This is a genomic window from Halanaerobium praevalens DSM 2228, from assembly GCF_000165465.1.
GTDB lineage: Bacteria > Bacillota > Halanaerobiia > Halanaerobiales > Halanaerobiaceae > Halanaerobium > Halanaerobium praevalens.
Genome location: NC_017455.1, coordinates 226,219 through 243,957 on the forward strand (window position 1 = coordinate 226,219; position 17,739 = coordinate 243,957).

12 protein-coding genes, 1 pseudogene and 1 riboswitch are annotated in these 17,739 nt (G+C 32.6%); all 13 genes and pseudogenes read left to right on the forward strand.

Features of this window, described 5'->3' with window-relative positions:
* Positions 1-57: 57 nt before the first annotated feature.
* Positions 58-259: riboswitch (cobalamin riboswitch) on the forward strand.
* 214 nt (positions 260-473) lie between these two features.
* Positions 474-3,575 carry a ribonucleoside triphosphate reductase gene (locus HPRAE_RS11245; protein ID WP_014552386.1) on the forward strand — a complete coding sequence of 1,034 codons (3,102 nt, stop codon included), beginning with the start codon at positions 474-476 and terminating at the stop codon, positions 3,573-3,575.
* The gene (locus HPRAE_RS01010; protein ID WP_014552387.1) at positions 3,576-4,274 is read left to right on the forward strand and encodes an anaerobic ribonucleoside-triphosphate reductase activating protein; all 699 of its coding nucleotides are present in this window, start codon (positions 3,576-3,578) and stop codon (positions 4,272-4,274) included.
* A 100-nt stretch (positions 4,275-4,374) separates the two neighbouring features.
* Positions 4,375-4,488: pseudogene (gene nrdD, locus HPRAE_RS11105) on the forward strand (anaerobic ribonucleoside-triphosphate reductase); the annotation flags it as partial.
* A gap of 207 nt (positions 4,489-4,695) precedes the next feature.
* On the forward strand, positions 4,696-7,227 hold the full coding sequence (locus tag HPRAE_RS01020; protein ID WP_014552389.1) for a diguanylate cyclase: 2,532 nt from the start codon (positions 4,696-4,698) through the stop codon (positions 7,225-7,227).
* 127 nt (positions 7,228-7,354) lie between these two features.
* Positions 7,355-7,558: a cold shock domain-containing protein gene (locus HPRAE_RS01025; protein ID WP_014552390.1), complete on the forward strand. Its 204-nt coding sequence runs from the start codon at positions 7,355-7,357 to the stop codon at positions 7,556-7,558.
* A gap of 114 nt (positions 7,559-7,672) precedes the next feature.
* Positions 7,673-9,106: an alpha-amylase gene (locus HPRAE_RS01030; RefSeq protein ID WP_014552391.1), complete on the forward strand. Its 1,434-nt coding sequence runs from the start codon at positions 7,673-7,675 to the stop codon at positions 9,104-9,106.
* A 191-nt stretch (positions 9,107-9,297) separates the two neighbouring features.
* On the forward strand, positions 9,298-10,074 hold the full coding sequence (locus HPRAE_RS01035) for a gamma-glutamyl-gamma-aminobutyrate hydrolase family protein (RefSeq protein ID WP_014552392.1): 777 nt from the start codon (positions 9,298-9,300) through the stop codon (positions 10,072-10,074).
* Between the two features lie 23 nt (positions 10,075-10,097).
* Entirely contained in the window at positions 10,098-11,639 is a 1,542-nt protein-coding gene (locus tag HPRAE_RS01040; RefSeq protein ID WP_014552393.1) for an ABC transporter substrate-binding protein, read from the forward strand.
* 119 nt (positions 11,640-11,758) lie between these two features.
* Positions 11,759-12,706 (forward strand): ABC transporter permease, encoded by a 948-nt coding sequence (locus tag HPRAE_RS01045; RefSeq protein ID WP_245528271.1) that lies wholly within the window; start codon positions 11,759-11,761, stop codon positions 12,704-12,706.
* A 22-nt stretch (positions 12,707-12,728) separates the two neighbouring features.
* Positions 12,729-13,760, forward strand: a complete 1,032-nt coding sequence (locus HPRAE_RS01050; protein ID WP_014552395.1) for an ABC transporter permease — start codon at positions 12,729-12,731, stop codon at positions 13,758-13,760.
* A gap of 78 nt (positions 13,761-13,838) precedes the next feature.
* The gene (locus HPRAE_RS01055) at positions 13,839-14,876 is read left to right on the forward strand and encodes a threonine aldolase family protein (RefSeq protein WP_014552396.1); all 1,038 of its coding nucleotides are present in this window, start codon (positions 13,839-13,841) and stop codon (positions 14,874-14,876) included.
* Between the two features lie 111 nt (positions 14,877-14,987).
* Entirely contained in the window at positions 14,988-15,641 is a 654-nt protein-coding gene (phoU, locus tag HPRAE_RS01060; protein ID WP_014552397.1) for a phosphate signaling complex protein PhoU, read from the forward strand.
* Positions 15,642-16,455: 814 nt separating this feature from the next.
* Positions 16,456-17,625 carry a group II intron reverse transcriptase/maturase gene (gene ltrA / locus HPRAE_RS01065; protein ID WP_014552398.1) on the forward strand — a complete coding sequence of 390 codons (1,170 nt, stop codon included), beginning with the start codon at positions 16,456-16,458 and terminating at the stop codon, positions 17,623-17,625.
* Positions 17,626-17,739: the final 114 nt, after the last annotated feature.

The window sequence follows — 17,739 nt, forward strand, 5'->3', positions numbered from 1 at the left end:
TATATTACAATAAATTCAAGCTTAAAATGAAATTTAAATATTTAAGCAAAATTGAATAATATTAAGATAAAGGTTGCAGTTATTAGCTTTCTGTTTTAAGTAAAGTTAATAATTGGATTAAAATGGGAAAGAGGTTAGATGCCTCTGCGGTCCCGCCGCCGTAAGGTTTAACAATAATTAAAATTGCCACTGGGAAACTGGGAAGGCTAATTATTAAATTGAACCAAGCCGGAAGACCTGCCTTTATTTGTTAACGCCATTAACTCACGGGTTATGAGGGGGTGTTGAAGAGATTTATTTAAAGTAATTTAGCTTATTTATATTTTTAGTTAATAAGCTGTTAATTTTAAATAAAATTCTGACAACTAATTTGAATATTAATCCCTTTCGTGAAAAACAAGCGAAGGGGATTTTTTTATTTGCTCCCGAATTTTAAAATTAAAGGCGAAAATTTAAAAAACAGGAGGCAATTAATGAGTTTAGTTTATGTACGCAAAAGAAATGGTCAGCAAGTAAAGTTTAAATTAAATAAAATTGAAAAGGCAGTTAACAAAGCTGCAGCTTCAGTTGGCAGAAACGAGGGCCAAATTGCTGTAAAAATAGCAGCTGAGGTTTTAGCTTATTTAAAAATTTTCTTTGAAAATGAAAATAATAATTTGGTAGAAGTTGAGCAGATTCAGGATTTAGTTGAAAAGGTATTAATTGAAAAAGGTTATGCAGAAATTGCAAAAGCATATATTCTTTATCGCGAACAGCACAGTAAATTTAGAAATAGTAAAAAGCTTTTGGCAGATGCTGTAAATATCATGGATGATTATTTAGATCGTAGTGATTGGAAGGTAAATGAAAATTCAAATATGAGTTATTCTCTGCAGGGTTTAAATAATTATATTGCTTCAGAGGTGACTAGTCAGTATTGGTTGCAGGAAATTTACCCCCAAAAAGCGGCAGAATTACATAATAGTGGTGATTTACATATTCATGATTTGAGTAATTTAAGTGTTTATTGTTGTGGTTGGGACTTAGAGGATCTTTTGCGAACTGGGTTTAGAGGAGTTCAAACTAAAATTGAAAGTAGAGCCCCTAAACACTTAAAAACAGCCCTGGGACAAATTGTAAACTTTTTGTATACATTACAGGGAGAGAGTTCAGGTGCTCAGGCCTTCTCCAATTTTGATACCTATCTGGCTCCATTTATAGCCTATGATGGGCTTAATTATAAAGAAGTTAAGCAGGCTATGCAGGAGTTTTTATTTAATATGAATGTTCCCACAAGAGTTGGATTTCAGAGTCCTTTTACAAATATAACGATGGATCTTAAAGTGCCAAGCTATCTTAAAAATAAACCTGTTATAATTGGCGGTCAGTATCAAAAAAGGTGCTATGGAGAATTTCAGCCAGAAATGGAAATGTTAAACCGTGCCTTTGCTGAGCTAATGATGGAAGGTGATGCTAAAGGGAGAATGTTTTCATTTCCAATCCCTACTTATAATATAACTGAAGATTTTGAGTGGGAAAATGAAAAGCTGGATCCTGTCTGGGAGATGACAGCTAAATTTGGGATACCATATTTTTCCAATTTTATCAATTCCGATATGGATCCTGAAGATGCAAGGAGTATGGCAATACTTGGTGCTCAGGAAGTTATTTATAAAAATCAACACGGTAATATCGCAAAGAATGAAATAAGAGAGCTTGTCAATAATTGGATTGAAGCACCAAAAAACAAAAAACCAGATTATAAAATGTTAATGGATGGAAAATTTGTTGATATTATTGATATGTTTGAAGTACCTTATCAAAACTATTCTACTTATATAAATATAGAATTGGAAAATGGATATAAACAAAGTTTTTCATATGAACACAAATGTGCAGTTGTAAGAAATGGTGAGTTTAAAGAAGTTGAAAGTCAGGATCTCTTAGTTGGAGATGAATTTTTGTTATCAAAAAAAGCTTATAGTCAAAGTTTTATAGGAAACTATAAATCTGGTAAGATTTTGGGTTATTATCTTGGAAAAGGGTGGATAAATTATCATAGTCAAGGGGAAATTTGTTTTGCCATAAATAGCAATAGAAAAGATATTGTTAATGAAATAAAAAATTATTTCAATGAAATAGCCTGTAAGGTTAAGATTGAAAAAATTGATGCAGACAGCATTTATAAAATTAATGTTTATGGAAAACAGGCTGTTGGATTTGTCACAGACTACATTAGAGGTAAAAAAGCGACTACAAAAAGATTAAATAATTTTGTCTGGAATAGCTCAGTAAAGTTTAGAACAGGAATTGTTGATGGGCTTTATGAAACAGATGGTCATAAGAATAATAATATTCTTTTCCACACAACTAATAAAAAGCTTGCTGAAGATTTAATTACTCTTGCTAATACTATTGGAAAAAGATTAAAATATAGAGAAAACAATAAAAACACCAGATATTTTAAGCAAGATAGATCTGACAAAGAAATTTTTACAAGTTATGAACTAAAATTCACAGATGATTATAATACCTTCAAATTAGATAATAGTAATTTTGATTTAGTTAAAATTAAAAATCTAAGACAAATAGGTACCAAAACAGATACAGTATATAATTTTACTGTAGATACCAGCCGCCATCTTTATGAGCTGCCCAATGGAATAATAACTCATCAATGCTGCAGGTTGAGACTGGATAACAAAGAACTCCGCAAAAGAGGTGGCGGCTTATTTGGAGCTAATCCTCTAACAGGCAGCTTGGGTGTAATTACTCTAAATCTGCCCCGGATCGGTTATCAGGTAGAGACTAAAGAAGAATTTGTGGAGAGAGTATATTATCTGATGGATCAGGCCAAAGAAAGCTTAGAAGTTAAACGCAGAGTGTTAGAAACATTAACGGAACAGGGATTATATCCCTATGCGAAATTTTATTTGAGAGATATTAAAAAACGCTTTGAGCAGTACTGGAAAAATCACTTTAATACAATTGGAATAAATGGAATGAATGAGGCTCTGCTCAATTTTATGGGGCAAGATATTTCGACTCCCAAGGGACAGCAGTTTGCTGAAGCAGTAATGAACAAAATGAGAGAGCGGCTGCAGCAGTATCAAAAAGAAACAGATAATTTATATAATCTGGAGGCAACTCCGGCTGAGAGTACAGCTTATCGCTTTGCTCGTCTAGATAGAGAAAAATTTGGGAATCAAATAATTGCTGCCAATCAAGAGCGGGTAGTAAAAGAAGCTGCAGATCCTTATTACACCAATTCGACCCAGCTGCCAGTAGGCTTAACAGATGATATTTTTACAGCTTTAGAACTGCAGGATGAACTACAGTCACTTTATTCTGGGGGTACAGTTTTCCACGGATTTTTAGGAGAAAAAATAGACTCTATTACAGCTACCAAAAAACTGGTTAAAAGAATTGCGGAAAACTTTAAGCTTCCTTACTATACTTTAACTCCATCTTTCAGTATCTGTCCTGTTCATGGTTATTTAGCAGGAGAGCACGAGTACTGTCCTAAATGTGAGGCAGAGGCTGCAGCTGCAGAAAGTAATGAAGAAAATCTTAAAACTGAAAGTGATGTGAATTAAATGAAGTTGGCAGGATTACAGAAAACTTCAGTCATCGATTTTCCCGATCAAATTTCGGCAGTTGTTTTTTGCCAGGGATGTAATTTTTATTGTCCCTACTGTCACAACAAGCAGCTGATACCAGTTGAGACTCCTGCAGGGGAGGAATTAATGCCGCAAGATTATTTTTTCCGCTTTCTCAAGCAGCGGGAAAAGCTGCTTGATGGAATAACAATCACCGGTGGAGAACCACTGCTGCAGCCCAATTTAAAAGAATTTATGCTAAAAATAAAAGAAGAATCTAATTTATTAATTAAATTAGATACTAATGGCAGTAATTTTCTTAAATTAAAAGCATTAATCAAGGCAGATTTAATTGATTATTTGGCAGTTGATATTAAATTCAGTTGGAATAATTATGAGCAGGTGGCTCCAGCAGAACTTGTCTCAGAAATTAAAAAATCTGTGGCAATGATTATCAATTCAGATCTCAAGTATGAATTTAGAACAACTGTAGTTCCACAGCTTCATAATATTTCAGAAATAGCAAAAATAGCTGCCCAGATTAAAGGAGCAGATAAATATTTTATTCAGAATTTTAGACCGCTAAATACTTTAGCAGCTGAACTGAGCCAAAGTAGAACTTTTGCTCCTTCAGAATTGAGTAAATTTAGACTAGAAGCAGAAAAATACTTAAATGATGTTCAAATTAGAGCTTAAACTTAAAAAGCTGTCAGTGATGCCAGCAGCTGTCTATTTTCAATGGCGAAAAGAAGACAGTAACTTTTTTAATAAAGGGGTATTTAAAATGGCAAAAAAACAAAAATGTGAAATTTATTCTCGAGTTGTAGGTTATTTATCTCCACTTTCTGATTGGAATAAGGGGAAAAAAGAAGAATTTAAAGATCGTCAAACTTTTAAAAATGGACAATAATTATTTTGAATTTCAGCTGCTCAGCTAAAATCTATTTTTTTAAAAAATCAGTTAAATATTGATTTAAAAATAACATATTATTAAAAAAAGGGCTATCATTAAGATGGTCCTTTTTCTATTATTTGCAGGAGATAAGTTTTAAAGCTAGAAGAAGTTATTATATAAGAAGTTATTATTTTTTTGAGTATTTTAGCGGAGGGTGTGTAAATGCAGTTAGAAAAAGAAAAATGCCAGAGCGTAGAAGAGTTAATTGATTTTTTTAAAAGACTTAAAGATTCTCCAGTTCAGTTAGTCCAGGTTTTTTCTACTAAATCTGAAATTTTAAATCAGAGAATAATATCTGCTTTTAATCGATATTTGCCGCTCTCTACCTTAGTCGGAATTAGTGCAGAAGAAGTTATTTATGAAAATCAAGTTAAACTAAAAGAAATAGCTGCTGCTGCTCTCTGCTTTGAAAAAAGTAGCTTTAAATTGTTAAAAACAGATGCTAAAAGTAAGCAAAATGCAAATAAAATAATGAAGTCCATTGAAACTGATACTAAAGCAATTATTATTTATTCTGATGATAAATATAACAATGGTGATCAACTTGTAGAAACACTTAATCAAAAACAAACTGATATTTTGATAGCAGGAGGACAAGCGGCTTGGGGTCAAGCAAACGAGCAGGGTTATCTTTTTGATCGAGATGGAATAATTAAAAAAGGTAGTTTAGCTTTAATTTTAAATGGAAGTCAGCTAAAAGCTCATTGGAACTATAATTTGGGATGGGAGAGTATTAGCCGGGAAATGGAAATTACTCAAGCAGAAGATCAAATAGTTTATGAGCTTGATGGTCGGAATATTTTTGAAGTTTATGCTGAATTTTTAGGTGAAGATATATTTGAACAAGTGCCATCTGCAGCTACTAGTAAATTTCCCCTTGTTTTCAATAAAGGGTTTAAAAATGCTCGTGCAGCTGTAGATTCAGTGGGCAAGGGAATTAAATTCTCGGGTGAATTAGAAGAAGGGACTAAGGTTAAAATTGCTTATGGAAGCTTAAATAAAATTTTAAAGGATTCAGTTAGATTAAGAGAAGAACTTAATTTTCATCCTGAGATTGCTTTTATTTATAGTTGTTCTGGTAGGAGTAATTATTTAAAATCAATCAATTCTAATTTAAGTGAAGAAATAAAAGCTATTCCTGCTCCTAAAGTAGGCTTTAGTACAAATGGTGAATATGGAGTTGTTGATCAAAAAATTCAGTTTCTAAATATGACAAATACAGTACTGTATTTAAGTGAAAAAGAAGAAATAATACATAAAAAAATTAAATTTAATACAGAAAAGCCGCAGGTCAAAACTGAAAATTTATTTCATTTATCTAAAAAAGTTGTTTCTGAATTAGAAACAATTAATAAAAAAATGACAAAAGCAAATAAATTGACTGGAAATACTAAAGTTGAAAAAACAGCTGCTAATTTATTTAATCTAATTTTTGAAAATAATAATTATAGTGGTGGAATTATTATCAAAGAAGAAGCATTAACTAGAATTTATTTAGAAGAAAATTTATCAGCTGAGGCTTATGATGTTTTTCATTCTTTTTGGGAAAATAAACCAGAGGAAATTACAATTAAAAAAGAAGTTTTAAGTTTTAAAAAAGCTTTTTTAATCCCTCTTAACCAAGAAATAGAAGCCTTAATGATTATTTTGAGTAATGAACTTGATTTATATGATATTAAAAAAAGTCATTTTTTTATTGAACAAATTCCTAATTATCTTAAAAAATCTATTTTATATGAAAATTTAGAAAGAAATGTAGCCAGTCTTTCAACTTTAGAACAAACTTCTGATTTTTTGTATTCAACCCTGGAATTAGATTTACTTTATGATCGAATTTTAGATATTATAGTGGCTACGATGGGAATGTCAGCTGCCATTATTTTTAAAAAAGAAGCTTTTAAATTAAAAACTATTCAGAGTATTAATATTGAAAAAGAGAGTGAACTTTATTATTATTTAAAAGGTCATTATCAAGAAATTGCTGAGGCTGATCAAATAGTTATCAATAATGAGGTGGAATTTATTGAAGAAATTAAAACTTTAATTGCAATTCCAATTAATTTAGGTGATTATCAAGGGGTACTCTATGCTATTCAGTCAAAATATAAACAATTATTCAATGGAAATCAAAGGAAATTTATTCGAACTTTAGCAAACCAAATTAGAGTGAGTATTAGAAATGCTTTAAACCATCAAAAAGTAAAAAAACTTTCTGTAACAGATGGCTTGACTAAGTTGTATAATCATTCTTATTTTGACCAAGAACTAGCAAAAAAAGATGGAGAAAAATACTCAGTAGCAATTTTGGATATCGATAATTTTAAAGATTTTAATGATTTATATGGTCATCAAGCTGGAGATCAAGTTTTAAAAAAATTATCAGAACTTTTAAAATCTGCTGTTCGCCAAAAAGATATTGTTGCTCGTTATGGAGGAGAGGAATTTGTTATTTATTTTTCAATAATTGAACAAGAAATTTTATTACAAGTAATTAAGCGTTTAATGGAAAAAATAAGAAATCTAGAAGTTTGTTTTGAAGATAAAAAGTTGGGAGTTACAGTGTCAATGGGGATAGCTATTAATAAATCAGGTAATGATTCAGCAGAAAGTTTAATTAAAAAAGCAGATAATGCTCTCTATATTGCTAAAGGATCTGGTCGAGATCAGTTTAAATTCCATAAAAATATAGACTAAATATTGAAAATTTTAGTCTTTTCGTCCCTTGAAATGGATTTTTGCTTATGGTATAATTATATGCAATGGGTGAAGTTTGAAATGAACGAACCCCAAATATAGAATTATTCCTAGGGGGAATGAATTAATGATTTACACAGGTACAGTAAAATGGTTTGATGCGAAAAAAGGTTATGGCTTTATTGAAAGAGAAGATGGCGACGATGTATTTGTACATTTCTCAGCTATTGAGGACGAAGGTTTCAAAACACTTGAAGACGAGCAAGAAGTAGAATTCGAAATCGTTGAAGGCGACCGCGGTCCACAAGCTGAAAACGTTGTAAAGTTATAGAGTGTAAAACTGTATAAACTAAAACAACTTACCCCGTCCAGTTTTGGGCGGGGTTTTAATTTATAACTTTAATTTTTAGATAATTCAATTTTTTTAATTTTAGGAGGTTTCAAATTGGAAAATCCTATTATCTTACAAGCTTTTTATTGGGAAATGAATACTGGCCAATATGCTGAAGATTATCCAGCAGAAGAAAATTTGTGGAATTTATTAGCTAAAAGAGCTGCTGAAATTGCTGATAGTGGTTTTGATTTACTCTGGTTACCACCTGCAAATAAAGGAGCTGCTGGAACTGATGATGTAGGTTATGGAACTTATGATCTTTGGGATTTAGGTGAATTTGAGCAAAAAGGTACTAAAAGAACTAAATATGGAACTAAAGCAGAATTAGAGAGAGCAATTAAAAAATTACATCAAAATAATTTAAAAGTAATTTATGATGCAGTTTTAAATCACCGTTTAGGAGCTGATGCGAAAGAAAATGTAGAGCTCAAAGAAGATGGTCAAGCAGAAGTTTGGACAGTTTTTAATTTCCCTGGTCGAAAAAATAAATATAGTGATTTAAAATTAAATTGGCAGGTTTTTGATGGAGTAGATTGGGATGAAAGAAGTAAAAGAGCAGGTAAATTTTTATTTAAATGTAAAGAATGGGATGATTCTTATGAAGAAGATTATTTAATGGGAGCTGATATTGATTACGAAAATCAAGTAATAAGAGATGATGTAATTAAATGGGGTAAATGGCTAGTTAATGAACTTGATTTTGATGGTTTTCGTTTTGATGCTAGTAAACATGTAGATAATTCCATGATCCATGATTTTATTGAAGAAGTTAATAATAGTACAGATAAAGATTTATTATTTATCGGTGAAGCTTGGGTGAATGAAGAAGAAAGATTAATTGATTATTTAAAAACTGTTGATCAAGCTAAATTGCATGTTTTCGATTTTCCTTTAAGAGAAAGTTTTGTCCAGCTGATGCAGGGTAGTTTAGATTTGCGCTGGTTAGGAGATCATGGTTTAGTTAATCAAGCAGATTTTAAAGAAAAGGCAGTTACTTTTGTCGAAAATCATGATACAGAGCGTGACGGCAAAAATGAGTATGGAACCGAGACTATAATTAAGCGTAAGCTGCAGGCTTATGCTTATATTTTAATGAGAAAAGAGGGTATTCCCTCTGTTTTTTGGAAAGATTATTATATTCACGGTCTGAAAGCTCAGCTGGATAAATTAATCTCAGCTCGTAAAAAATTTGCTTATGGCCCAGCATATGAAAGTGAAGCAAATGATGAAAATACTTATTCTTATATTAGAGCAGGCAAAGCGGAAAAGCCTAACTCTGGTTTGGTAATGATGATTACTCAACATGAAAATGGAGAAATAATAGAGAAAAAAATTAATACAGGTCAAGCGGAAACAACTTATTATGATTATACTGGTAATTTAGCAGAAAAAATTAGCACAGATCAAGAGGCTGAAGCTGTTTTTAAGGTTAAAGCTAGTGCAGAAGAAGGCTATTCAATTTGGGTACCTCAAGTTTCAGAATAATTTTTAATTAATATTTTCTCTAAAAATTATTATTTATGCAGGAAAAAAGCAGCTGATTAGAGAAAATAAATACTAAGTACTAATCAATTAAATAAAGTTGACAGCATCACTAAGGATTGATATAATTTATATAAATGTCCATCTAAAGCAAAGAAGTGGATATTCAAAAATAATTTGGATGGAGGAAAAATATGTACCCAAAAATTTTAATAATATCTTTTAAGATTCCAACCGAACAAATGGGTGAAAAGTATGATTTAGAAGGAGTAGAGTTTTCATTAGTCACCCAAGATTATTCAGAAGCATTGAGTATGGCTGGAGCCATACCACTAGTAATGCCTTATTTAGAATCCCGAAAAAATGATGATCAGTATATTAAAGAATTTTTAAAAGAGGCAGATGGTGTTATTTTGCCTGGAGGTAGTGATATTGATCCAGCTTTATATAATTCATATCCTCAAAAAAATTTAGGAAATATTTCGCCTGAGCGTGATCAATGGGAATTAAAAATATTAAAGTTAGCAATGGAAATGAAAAAACCTATTTTAGGTATTTGCAGAGGTTTTCAGCTAATTAATATTAATTATGGTGGTACACTTAAAGTTGATGTTTGCGGTAATAGTTCAGAGAGTAAAATTCCGCATATGGCTTTAATGGTTCCTAAGGATTATAAGACACATGAGCTGGAAATTAAAGCTAATACACGTTTAGCTCAGGTTTTTAGTGACGAACAAGTTGCAGTTAATTCTTATCATCATCAAGCAGTTGATAAGGTAGGTAAAGGTTTAACAGTTTCTGCAGTTGCCCCTGATGGTTTTGTAGAAGCTTTAGAGGATCCTAATTATCCTTATTTAGTTGGGGTTCAGTGGCATCCGGAAATGATGGCAGCTGCTGATCAGACTCAGTTGAATTTATTTAAAGACTTTGTTGACTTTGTTGATCAGGCTAGAAACAAAGATGATAATTAAGCAGATTAGAAGGGGGAAGGATAATGAAAAATAAGTTTGTAGTTTTATTATTAGTTGCTTTATTTATTTTTTCAATTTTAGGCTCTGTTCAGGCTCAAAAAGATACTAAAGAGTTTGTGATGGGGATTGAAGATGAGGTTAGCAATCTTGATCCAGGTGAAACGACAATTTCCGTTAATGAGCGTGTTGCCTCTTTAATTTTTGACGGCTTAGTTGACTATGGAAAAGCAAATAAAATTGTGCCGGGAATAGCTAAAGACTGGACAATTTCTAATGACGGCCTTAGCTATACCTTTGAATTAAGAGAAGGTGTTTTATTTCATAATGGGCAAGAACTAACAGCTGAAGATGTAAAATATACTTATCAAAGAATTTTAGATCCTGCTTATGGTTCAGGTTTAAGAGCAAAAATTAAATCAATTAAAGAAATAAATATAATTAATGATTATAAAATTGAATTTGTTTTAGAACAACCTTATTCACCTTTTATTTTAGGAATGACTTTTGGTATAGTTCCCAAAGAATATGCAGAAAAGGTTGGGGAAGAAAAATTAGGCAGAAATCCAATTGGGGCTGGCCCTTTTAAATTGGAGAGTTGGGAAACAGGCAATCAAATGGTCTTAACAGCTTATACAGATTATTGGGATAAAGAGCCTAATATTAAAAGATTAATTATTAGATCAATACCTGAGTCTGCAACTCAAGCAATGGAACTAAGGAGTGGAGGCATTGATTTTGGAGTTAATCTTGATGTAGGACAGCTGGATTCATTTACTGATAACCCTGATTATCAGGTTAAATCAGCTGCTGGTGCCGGTATTAATTTCTTAGGTTTTAATTTTGAAATGGGTCCAACAGAAGAACGTAAATTTAGAGAAGCTGTATTACAAGCTGTACCTTTTGATCAGATCATCCCTCAAATTTTTGGTATTTTAGGTGAGAGAGCCTATTCTATGCTCCCACCAACAATGTGGCCTGAAGAAAGAGAATTTTTAAAAGAAAATGCTGTTGGTTTCAATCCACAAGCAGCAGCTGAAAAGTTTAAAGAATTAAAAAAAGCTGGGGTTATAGCGCCTGATTATGTAGCTGAAATTTATGTTTCAAATAGTAGGCCAAAACAGGTTAAAACTGCTGAAGCTATGGTAACTGCTTTAAGACAGGCAGGACTCAAAGCAGAAGTAAACTCAATGGAATTTGGAACAATGTGGGATATGCTGGGTAGAGGCGAAATTGGCATGTTCTTTTTAAGATTTGTTTCTGATCCAGATCCAGATTACTGGCTTTATCGCTTTTTTGAATCTGATGGTTCTTTAAATAGAGCTTTTTATCAAGACCAAGAAGTTGATCAGTGGTTAAAAGAAGCCAGAGAAATATCAGACCAAGAAAAAAGATCAGAACTTTATAATAAGGTTTTGAGAAAAGTTTTAGTTGAAGATTTAGTTTTCCATCCGCTTGCTCATTCAACTCAAATTTATGTGATGCAAGATGATGTAAGAGAACTTGAGCCTGGAAATCCACTATTAATTCCAATCGTTACTCCAACAGCAAATGTTTATAAAGATTAATTAGGTATCTAAATTAGGAAGTTAGTTAATAAATTTATTAGAAAATTATAGTTTAAGATAATTATTTTAAATTACTATGCAGATAGCTAAAACTATCTGCATAGTCTTTTTAGAAAGAGGTGAACAATTTGTTTGCTTATATAGTAAAAAGAATACTGTGGTTAATTCCAGTTGTAATTGGAGTCTCTTTAATCTTGTTTGGGATCATGCAGCTTGTGCCAGGTAATCCAGCAGCAATTATGTTAGGAACAAATGCAACTCCAGCAGCAATTCAAGCTTTAAATGAAAAATTTGGTTTTAATGAACCATTTCATGTTCGTTATTTTCTAATGCTTAAAAACTTTTTGACAGGTGAGCTTGATTCTATTTATTATGGTGATAAGGTAATGAATATTGTCAGCAGTCGGCTGACAGCTACAATTGAGTTAGGTTTATTTTCTCTGATTATTGCTGTTTTAATAGCAATTCCAACTGGAGTAATAGCAGCTGTTAAAAAGAATTCACTTTTTGATTTATTTAGTATGTTTATTGCAACAATTGGTATTTCTGTACCTGCTTTTTTTACAGGGATTATTTTTATATATTTATTTTCTGTTTATTTTAAGATACTACCGTCCTCTGGTTATGGTGGTAGATTTTGGACTGTAGAGGGCTTTCGACATTTAATTTTGCCTGCTTTTTCTTTAAGTACAGTTATGATAGCTTCGACTAGTCGTTTAACTAGATCATCGATGCTTGATATTATGAAAGAAGATTATTTAGTTACTGCCCGCTCTAAAGGAGTTAAAGAAAAAATAATTATTTTAAAACATGCTTTTCGTAATGCTTTAATTCCGATCATTACTAATATTGGTAATCAATTAGCAATGATGTTTGGAGGAGCAGTTTTAATTGAATCAGTTTTTGCTTGGCCTGGAGTTGGTAGATTAGCAGTTAAAGCGGTTGAATTTAGAGATCAACCACTAGTTTTTGGATCAATTTTAGTTTTATCAATGCTTTATGTTTTAGTGAATTTATTAGTAGATATTATTTATGTCTTTATTAATCCTCGGATTAGCTATAAATAGCAGTGGAATGAGGTGTTAGGATTTGAAAAAGAAAATAGTTTTATTTATATTGTTAATGATTCAATTATATATTAATTATCAAAACTGGATTGTACAGTCTAAAATTTGGGGAAATTTAGAGTATCAGTTAGCAACAATTTTTTCAATAATTATGATTTTTAGTCTTTTATTATTGCTATTTAAAAGTGAGCTTTTATTTAATTTTAGCGAAAATGATTTATATGCAAAAATGGTCAAAGAGTTTAATAAAAGTTATGGGGGAAAAATTGCACTTATAATTTTAGCTCTGATTTTTTATACTGCTTTTATGGCACCGTTTATTGCTCCTTATTCTCCGACGGCAATTGATTATAGTAATATGACATATTCGGCTCCATCTGCAGAACACTGGTTTGGTACAGATGATTTTGGTCGTGATATGTTTTCAAGAGTTCTCTATGGGGCCAGAGTTGCTCTAGGAGTTGGTTTTGCTGCTGTTTTAGTGAATGCGAGTTTAGGTGTTAGCCTTGGGTTGCTAGCTGGCTATTATGGTGGGAAAATAGATATGATTATTATGCGCCTAGTTGAAATTTGGAATTCAATTCCTTTTATTCTTTTAGCCTTAGCAATTATTTCTGCTTTGGGTAAAGGTATTTTTAATATTATAATTGCAGTTGGAGTGACTGGTTTAATTAATTTTTCCCGTTTAACTCGTTCTATAGTTTTACAGATTAAGGAAAAAGAATATGTAACAGCAGCCAAAGCTTTAGGTGCAAGTGATTTAAGAATTTTATATAAACATATTTTACCAAATTCTATTTCATCTTTGATAGTTTTAGCAACTCTCCGAATTGGAATTTCTATTTTAGTTGTAGCTGGTTTGAGTTTCTTAGGTCTAGGAATTCAACCACCAACAGCTGCTTGGGGAACAATGTTAAATAGAGGTCAAGAATATTTAACCAAAGCTCCTTGGATGTCTATTTTCCCCGGCTTAGCTATTATTATTACAGTTTTAAGTTTTAATCTTTTAGGAGATGCTTTAAGAGATGCTCTTGATCCTAGACAATTAGATTAAATTATTAATTAATTTAAATTTATGGTATAATTTAAATTATAAAGAAGAGATTTAACTATTTAAGGAGGGGGATTAAGAATGAAAATCAAGGTTGATTTAGTTAGTGACACAAGTACAAGACCTTCTGCTGATATGAGAAGGTTTATGGCTGAAGCAGAAGTTGGTGATGAACAACTTGGTGAAGACCCTAGTGTTAATCGACTCTGTCGGATGGCAGCAGAAATGATGGGACAAGATGAAGCAATTTATTTACCCTCAGGTTTAATGGCTAATCAGATTTCTTTTGCAGTACAGACAAAGCAGGGGGATGAGATTATTATGGATCAAACTGCTCATCCCATTCATTATGAGAGTGCTGCTCTGGCGGTAATCTCAGGTGCTTCTATTAGACCGCTTGCAGGAGATGGTGGAATTTTCACGGCTGAGCAAGTAGAAAATGCTATTCGCGATAATGATTATCATAGTCCTCAAACAAAAGTTATTTCTATCGAGCAGACAACTAATTTAGGTGGTGGGCGTATTTGGCCTCTAGCTAGAATCAAAGAAATAGCAGAAGTAGCTGTTGAGCATAAATTAAAAATGCATATGGATGGTGCTCGGATGTTAAATGCTGCAGTTGCAGCTGAGGTTAATCCCGCTGAATATGGACAATATTTTGATTCTATTTGGTTTGACTTAAGTAAGGGATTAGGAGCTCCAGTTGGCTCAGTTTTAGCTGGTTCTACAGAATTTATAGAAAAAGCACGTTTTTGGAAACAGAGATTGGGAGGAGCAATGAGGCAGGCTGGTATTATTGCTGCTGGAGGGATTTTTGCTTTAGAACATAATGTGAGTCGCTTAGAAGAAGATCATAAACATGCTAAAATGCTGGCAGAGACCATTGCTGATCAAAAAGGTTTAGAAATTGATCCAACTACTGTTGAAACAAATATAGTACTTTTTTCTGTCCAAGATAATAAAGCTGATTTATTTGCAGATGAATTACTTAAAAAAGGAATTAGAGTTAGCAGAATGGAAGGAAAACTAAGGGCAGTTACTCATTTAGATTTAAGTTTAGAAGATATTAGATATGCAGTAAAACATATTGAAGAGACAGCTAAGGAAGTTTTGAGCTAAATTTAATTTTAAAAAAACAAAGGATTTTTGTTTTTTGTCAAGAATAATTAATTAGAGTCTAATAACTAGCTAAACTTAAATTATTAAATTTAAAAGAGGAGAGTGAGTCCTATGGAACAGGTGTATGAGAAAAAGCGTGAACAGCTTCTTGGTGATCTTAGTGATATGAGTGAAGTAGCAGAGGAAATGCTGCAGAAAGTTATGAGGGCAATAGCTGATTTAAACTATGATCAAGCACATAAAATAATTGAGCAAGATGATGTTTTAGATAATTATTTAATCACTATTGAAGAAGAAGTTGCACGTTTGTTAACTCTGGAAAAAAATTTAACATCTGATGCCTGGTTTAGTATTTCAGTGATCAAAATTGCTACTGATTTAGAAAGAATAGGGGATCAGGCAACTAATATTGCAGAAATTTTATTAGAACTAAAGCACGAAGGTGGTATGAAGCCTTTAGTAATGATTCCTGAACTAGCTGATATTGTTAGAGAAATGTTAGATGTAGTTTTAGAATCATTTTCTACCAAGAATGCTGATTTAGCAGAAGCAGCCTGTCGGATGGACGAAAAAGCTGATAATCTTTATGGAGATATTTATCAAAAAGCAATTAAAATGATTAGTCAAAAAGAGGATAGGAAAGAAATTAAAAGGATAGTTCAACACATCAATTTAGCAAAATCTCTAGAAAGAGTAGGAGATCATGCAACTAATATTGGTGAGGAGACTATCTTTATTATTACTGGTAAAAGAGTTAAGTATTAAATAATTTTCTTTTGATTTATAAATTAAAAATTTATAATAGATAAAAAGACGACCTTTTAAAAGGTCGTCTTTTTTTACTTAGTGTGCTCCGTAAATTATTCTGATAGTAGGTGAAAGTCCTTCCTATGTTGTGGCATGTATCATGTAGAAGTCAACAGTGACAGGGTGTTCACCGCGAGGTGGAATCTGAAGAGTCTGAGACGTGCTGTTAGTCCAAAACATAATGTGAACCAGAGGTGGCATCTGTAGATGGCGATTCGCCTAAGTAACGGAGAAGCTCAATGCCGGCATAAAAACCATGCAATCTAGGCTGGATTTACGGGTGTGATTAGGGTTGGAATGACAGTAAGATAGAATAATTGACCGGAGGAGTTCTGTATTTGTCTAAAAACTGAAACTAGTTTTAGTAAGTCGAGGCATAACCTGAACGGGAAAACTAAGATAAAGCAGATACAGAGTTCAGATGGCGTCAATAGTAGCAAGGATAACTGGTCCTTAGATAGCAGGGCGACCTGCAGGAGGATAAAGCCAGTTTAGCAAAGGACAACCAGCGCAGTCGAAGTTGAAGATAATACAGGAGTGGTAAATAGATTTTAATGGTTTAAACACTGCTTAAAGCAGTGGGTCAGGCTTGTAACTGAAGGGAGAAATCTAATTCTAAAGGTGGTAGGTCAGAAACACCATAACCTCAGTAGTAATATGTCAGAGGGGGCGATTGGTGAGAACCTAAAACGTGGCTGATAATATTATGAAGATAGGGTCTGTTTAACTGGACTGTAGAGTTAGAGACTGGTAAGTCGTGAAGTAAGGACTGGTGAAAGAGATAACTGAGAAAACGTACTACACTCTTAAAGATAAAGTAACAAAGATTAGAAATATGAAAGCAGCCGCAAAACATGTCTTAGATAAAGGTGGTAGTGCAGGTGTTGATAGAATAGATACAGTAGAATTCAAAGAAAACTATGCAGTTCATATGAGAGAACTATACAGAGAATTTCTAGAGGATAGGTATCAACCCAAACCAGCACTGAGAGTATTTATCCCAAAAAGTGATGGAAGACAGCGACCACTTGGAATACCCACAGTTAAAGACAGAATAGCTCAGGCTGCAGTGAGAGGAATACTGGAGCCGATATATGAAAAAGAATTCTGTGACTGTTCTTTGGGATTTAGAAAAGGTAAATCGCAGATTGATGCAATAAACAAAATAGAAGAATACAAAGAACAGGGATACAAATGGGTATTAGATGCAGATATTAAAGGGTTTTTCGATAATATAAATCATGAGCTTTTAATAGAATTCATCAGACAAAAAGTAACAGATGGCTGGGTAATTGAAATAATAAAATCGTGGCTGACCATGGGAGTCATGAAGGATGGAGAATATATACCCAAAGAGAAAGGAACCCCTCAGGGTGGTGTAATATCGCCACTTTTGGCAAACATCTTTCTGCATGAGTTCGATAAAATAATGGTAGAAAGAGGGTACAAGCTGGTGCGATTTGCTGATGATTTTGTTGTAATGACAAAATCAAAAAGGAAAGCTAAAAGAGCTTATGAGGTAGTTAAAGAAATTATCACAGAAAAACTCAAATTAGAACTGCATCCAGAAAAGACAGTAATAACTAACTTTGGTGAGGGTTTTGTATTTTTAGGATTTGAATTCATAGCCTGGAGATACAAAAGACCGAGAAAGAAATCACTAGAAAAATTCAAAGATAAAGTTAGAAAAGTTACTAAGAGAAATCAGCCCTGGAAAGTGGATTCAATTATAAAAAGATTAAATCCTAAAATATATGGTTGGGCTAATTATTTCGGCCATGGAAATGTGAAGAAACTTTTCTGGCGTTTAGATAAATGGATACGAATGCGGTTAAGGTCATATATGGAGAAAAAGAAAGCAGTTATGAATCAAAACAAAAGAATCCCCAATTCCTTTTTCAGGAAGAAGGGACTCGTTTCATTACTTACTAGATTGTCCTAAAGGACTAAAATATACAGCTGTGGTAACACAGTGACGAAGACTTATTCCTTGAGATGGGGCAACGACTGACGGAAAGCTGTATACGGGAGAACCGTACGTGCAGTTTGATGAGGG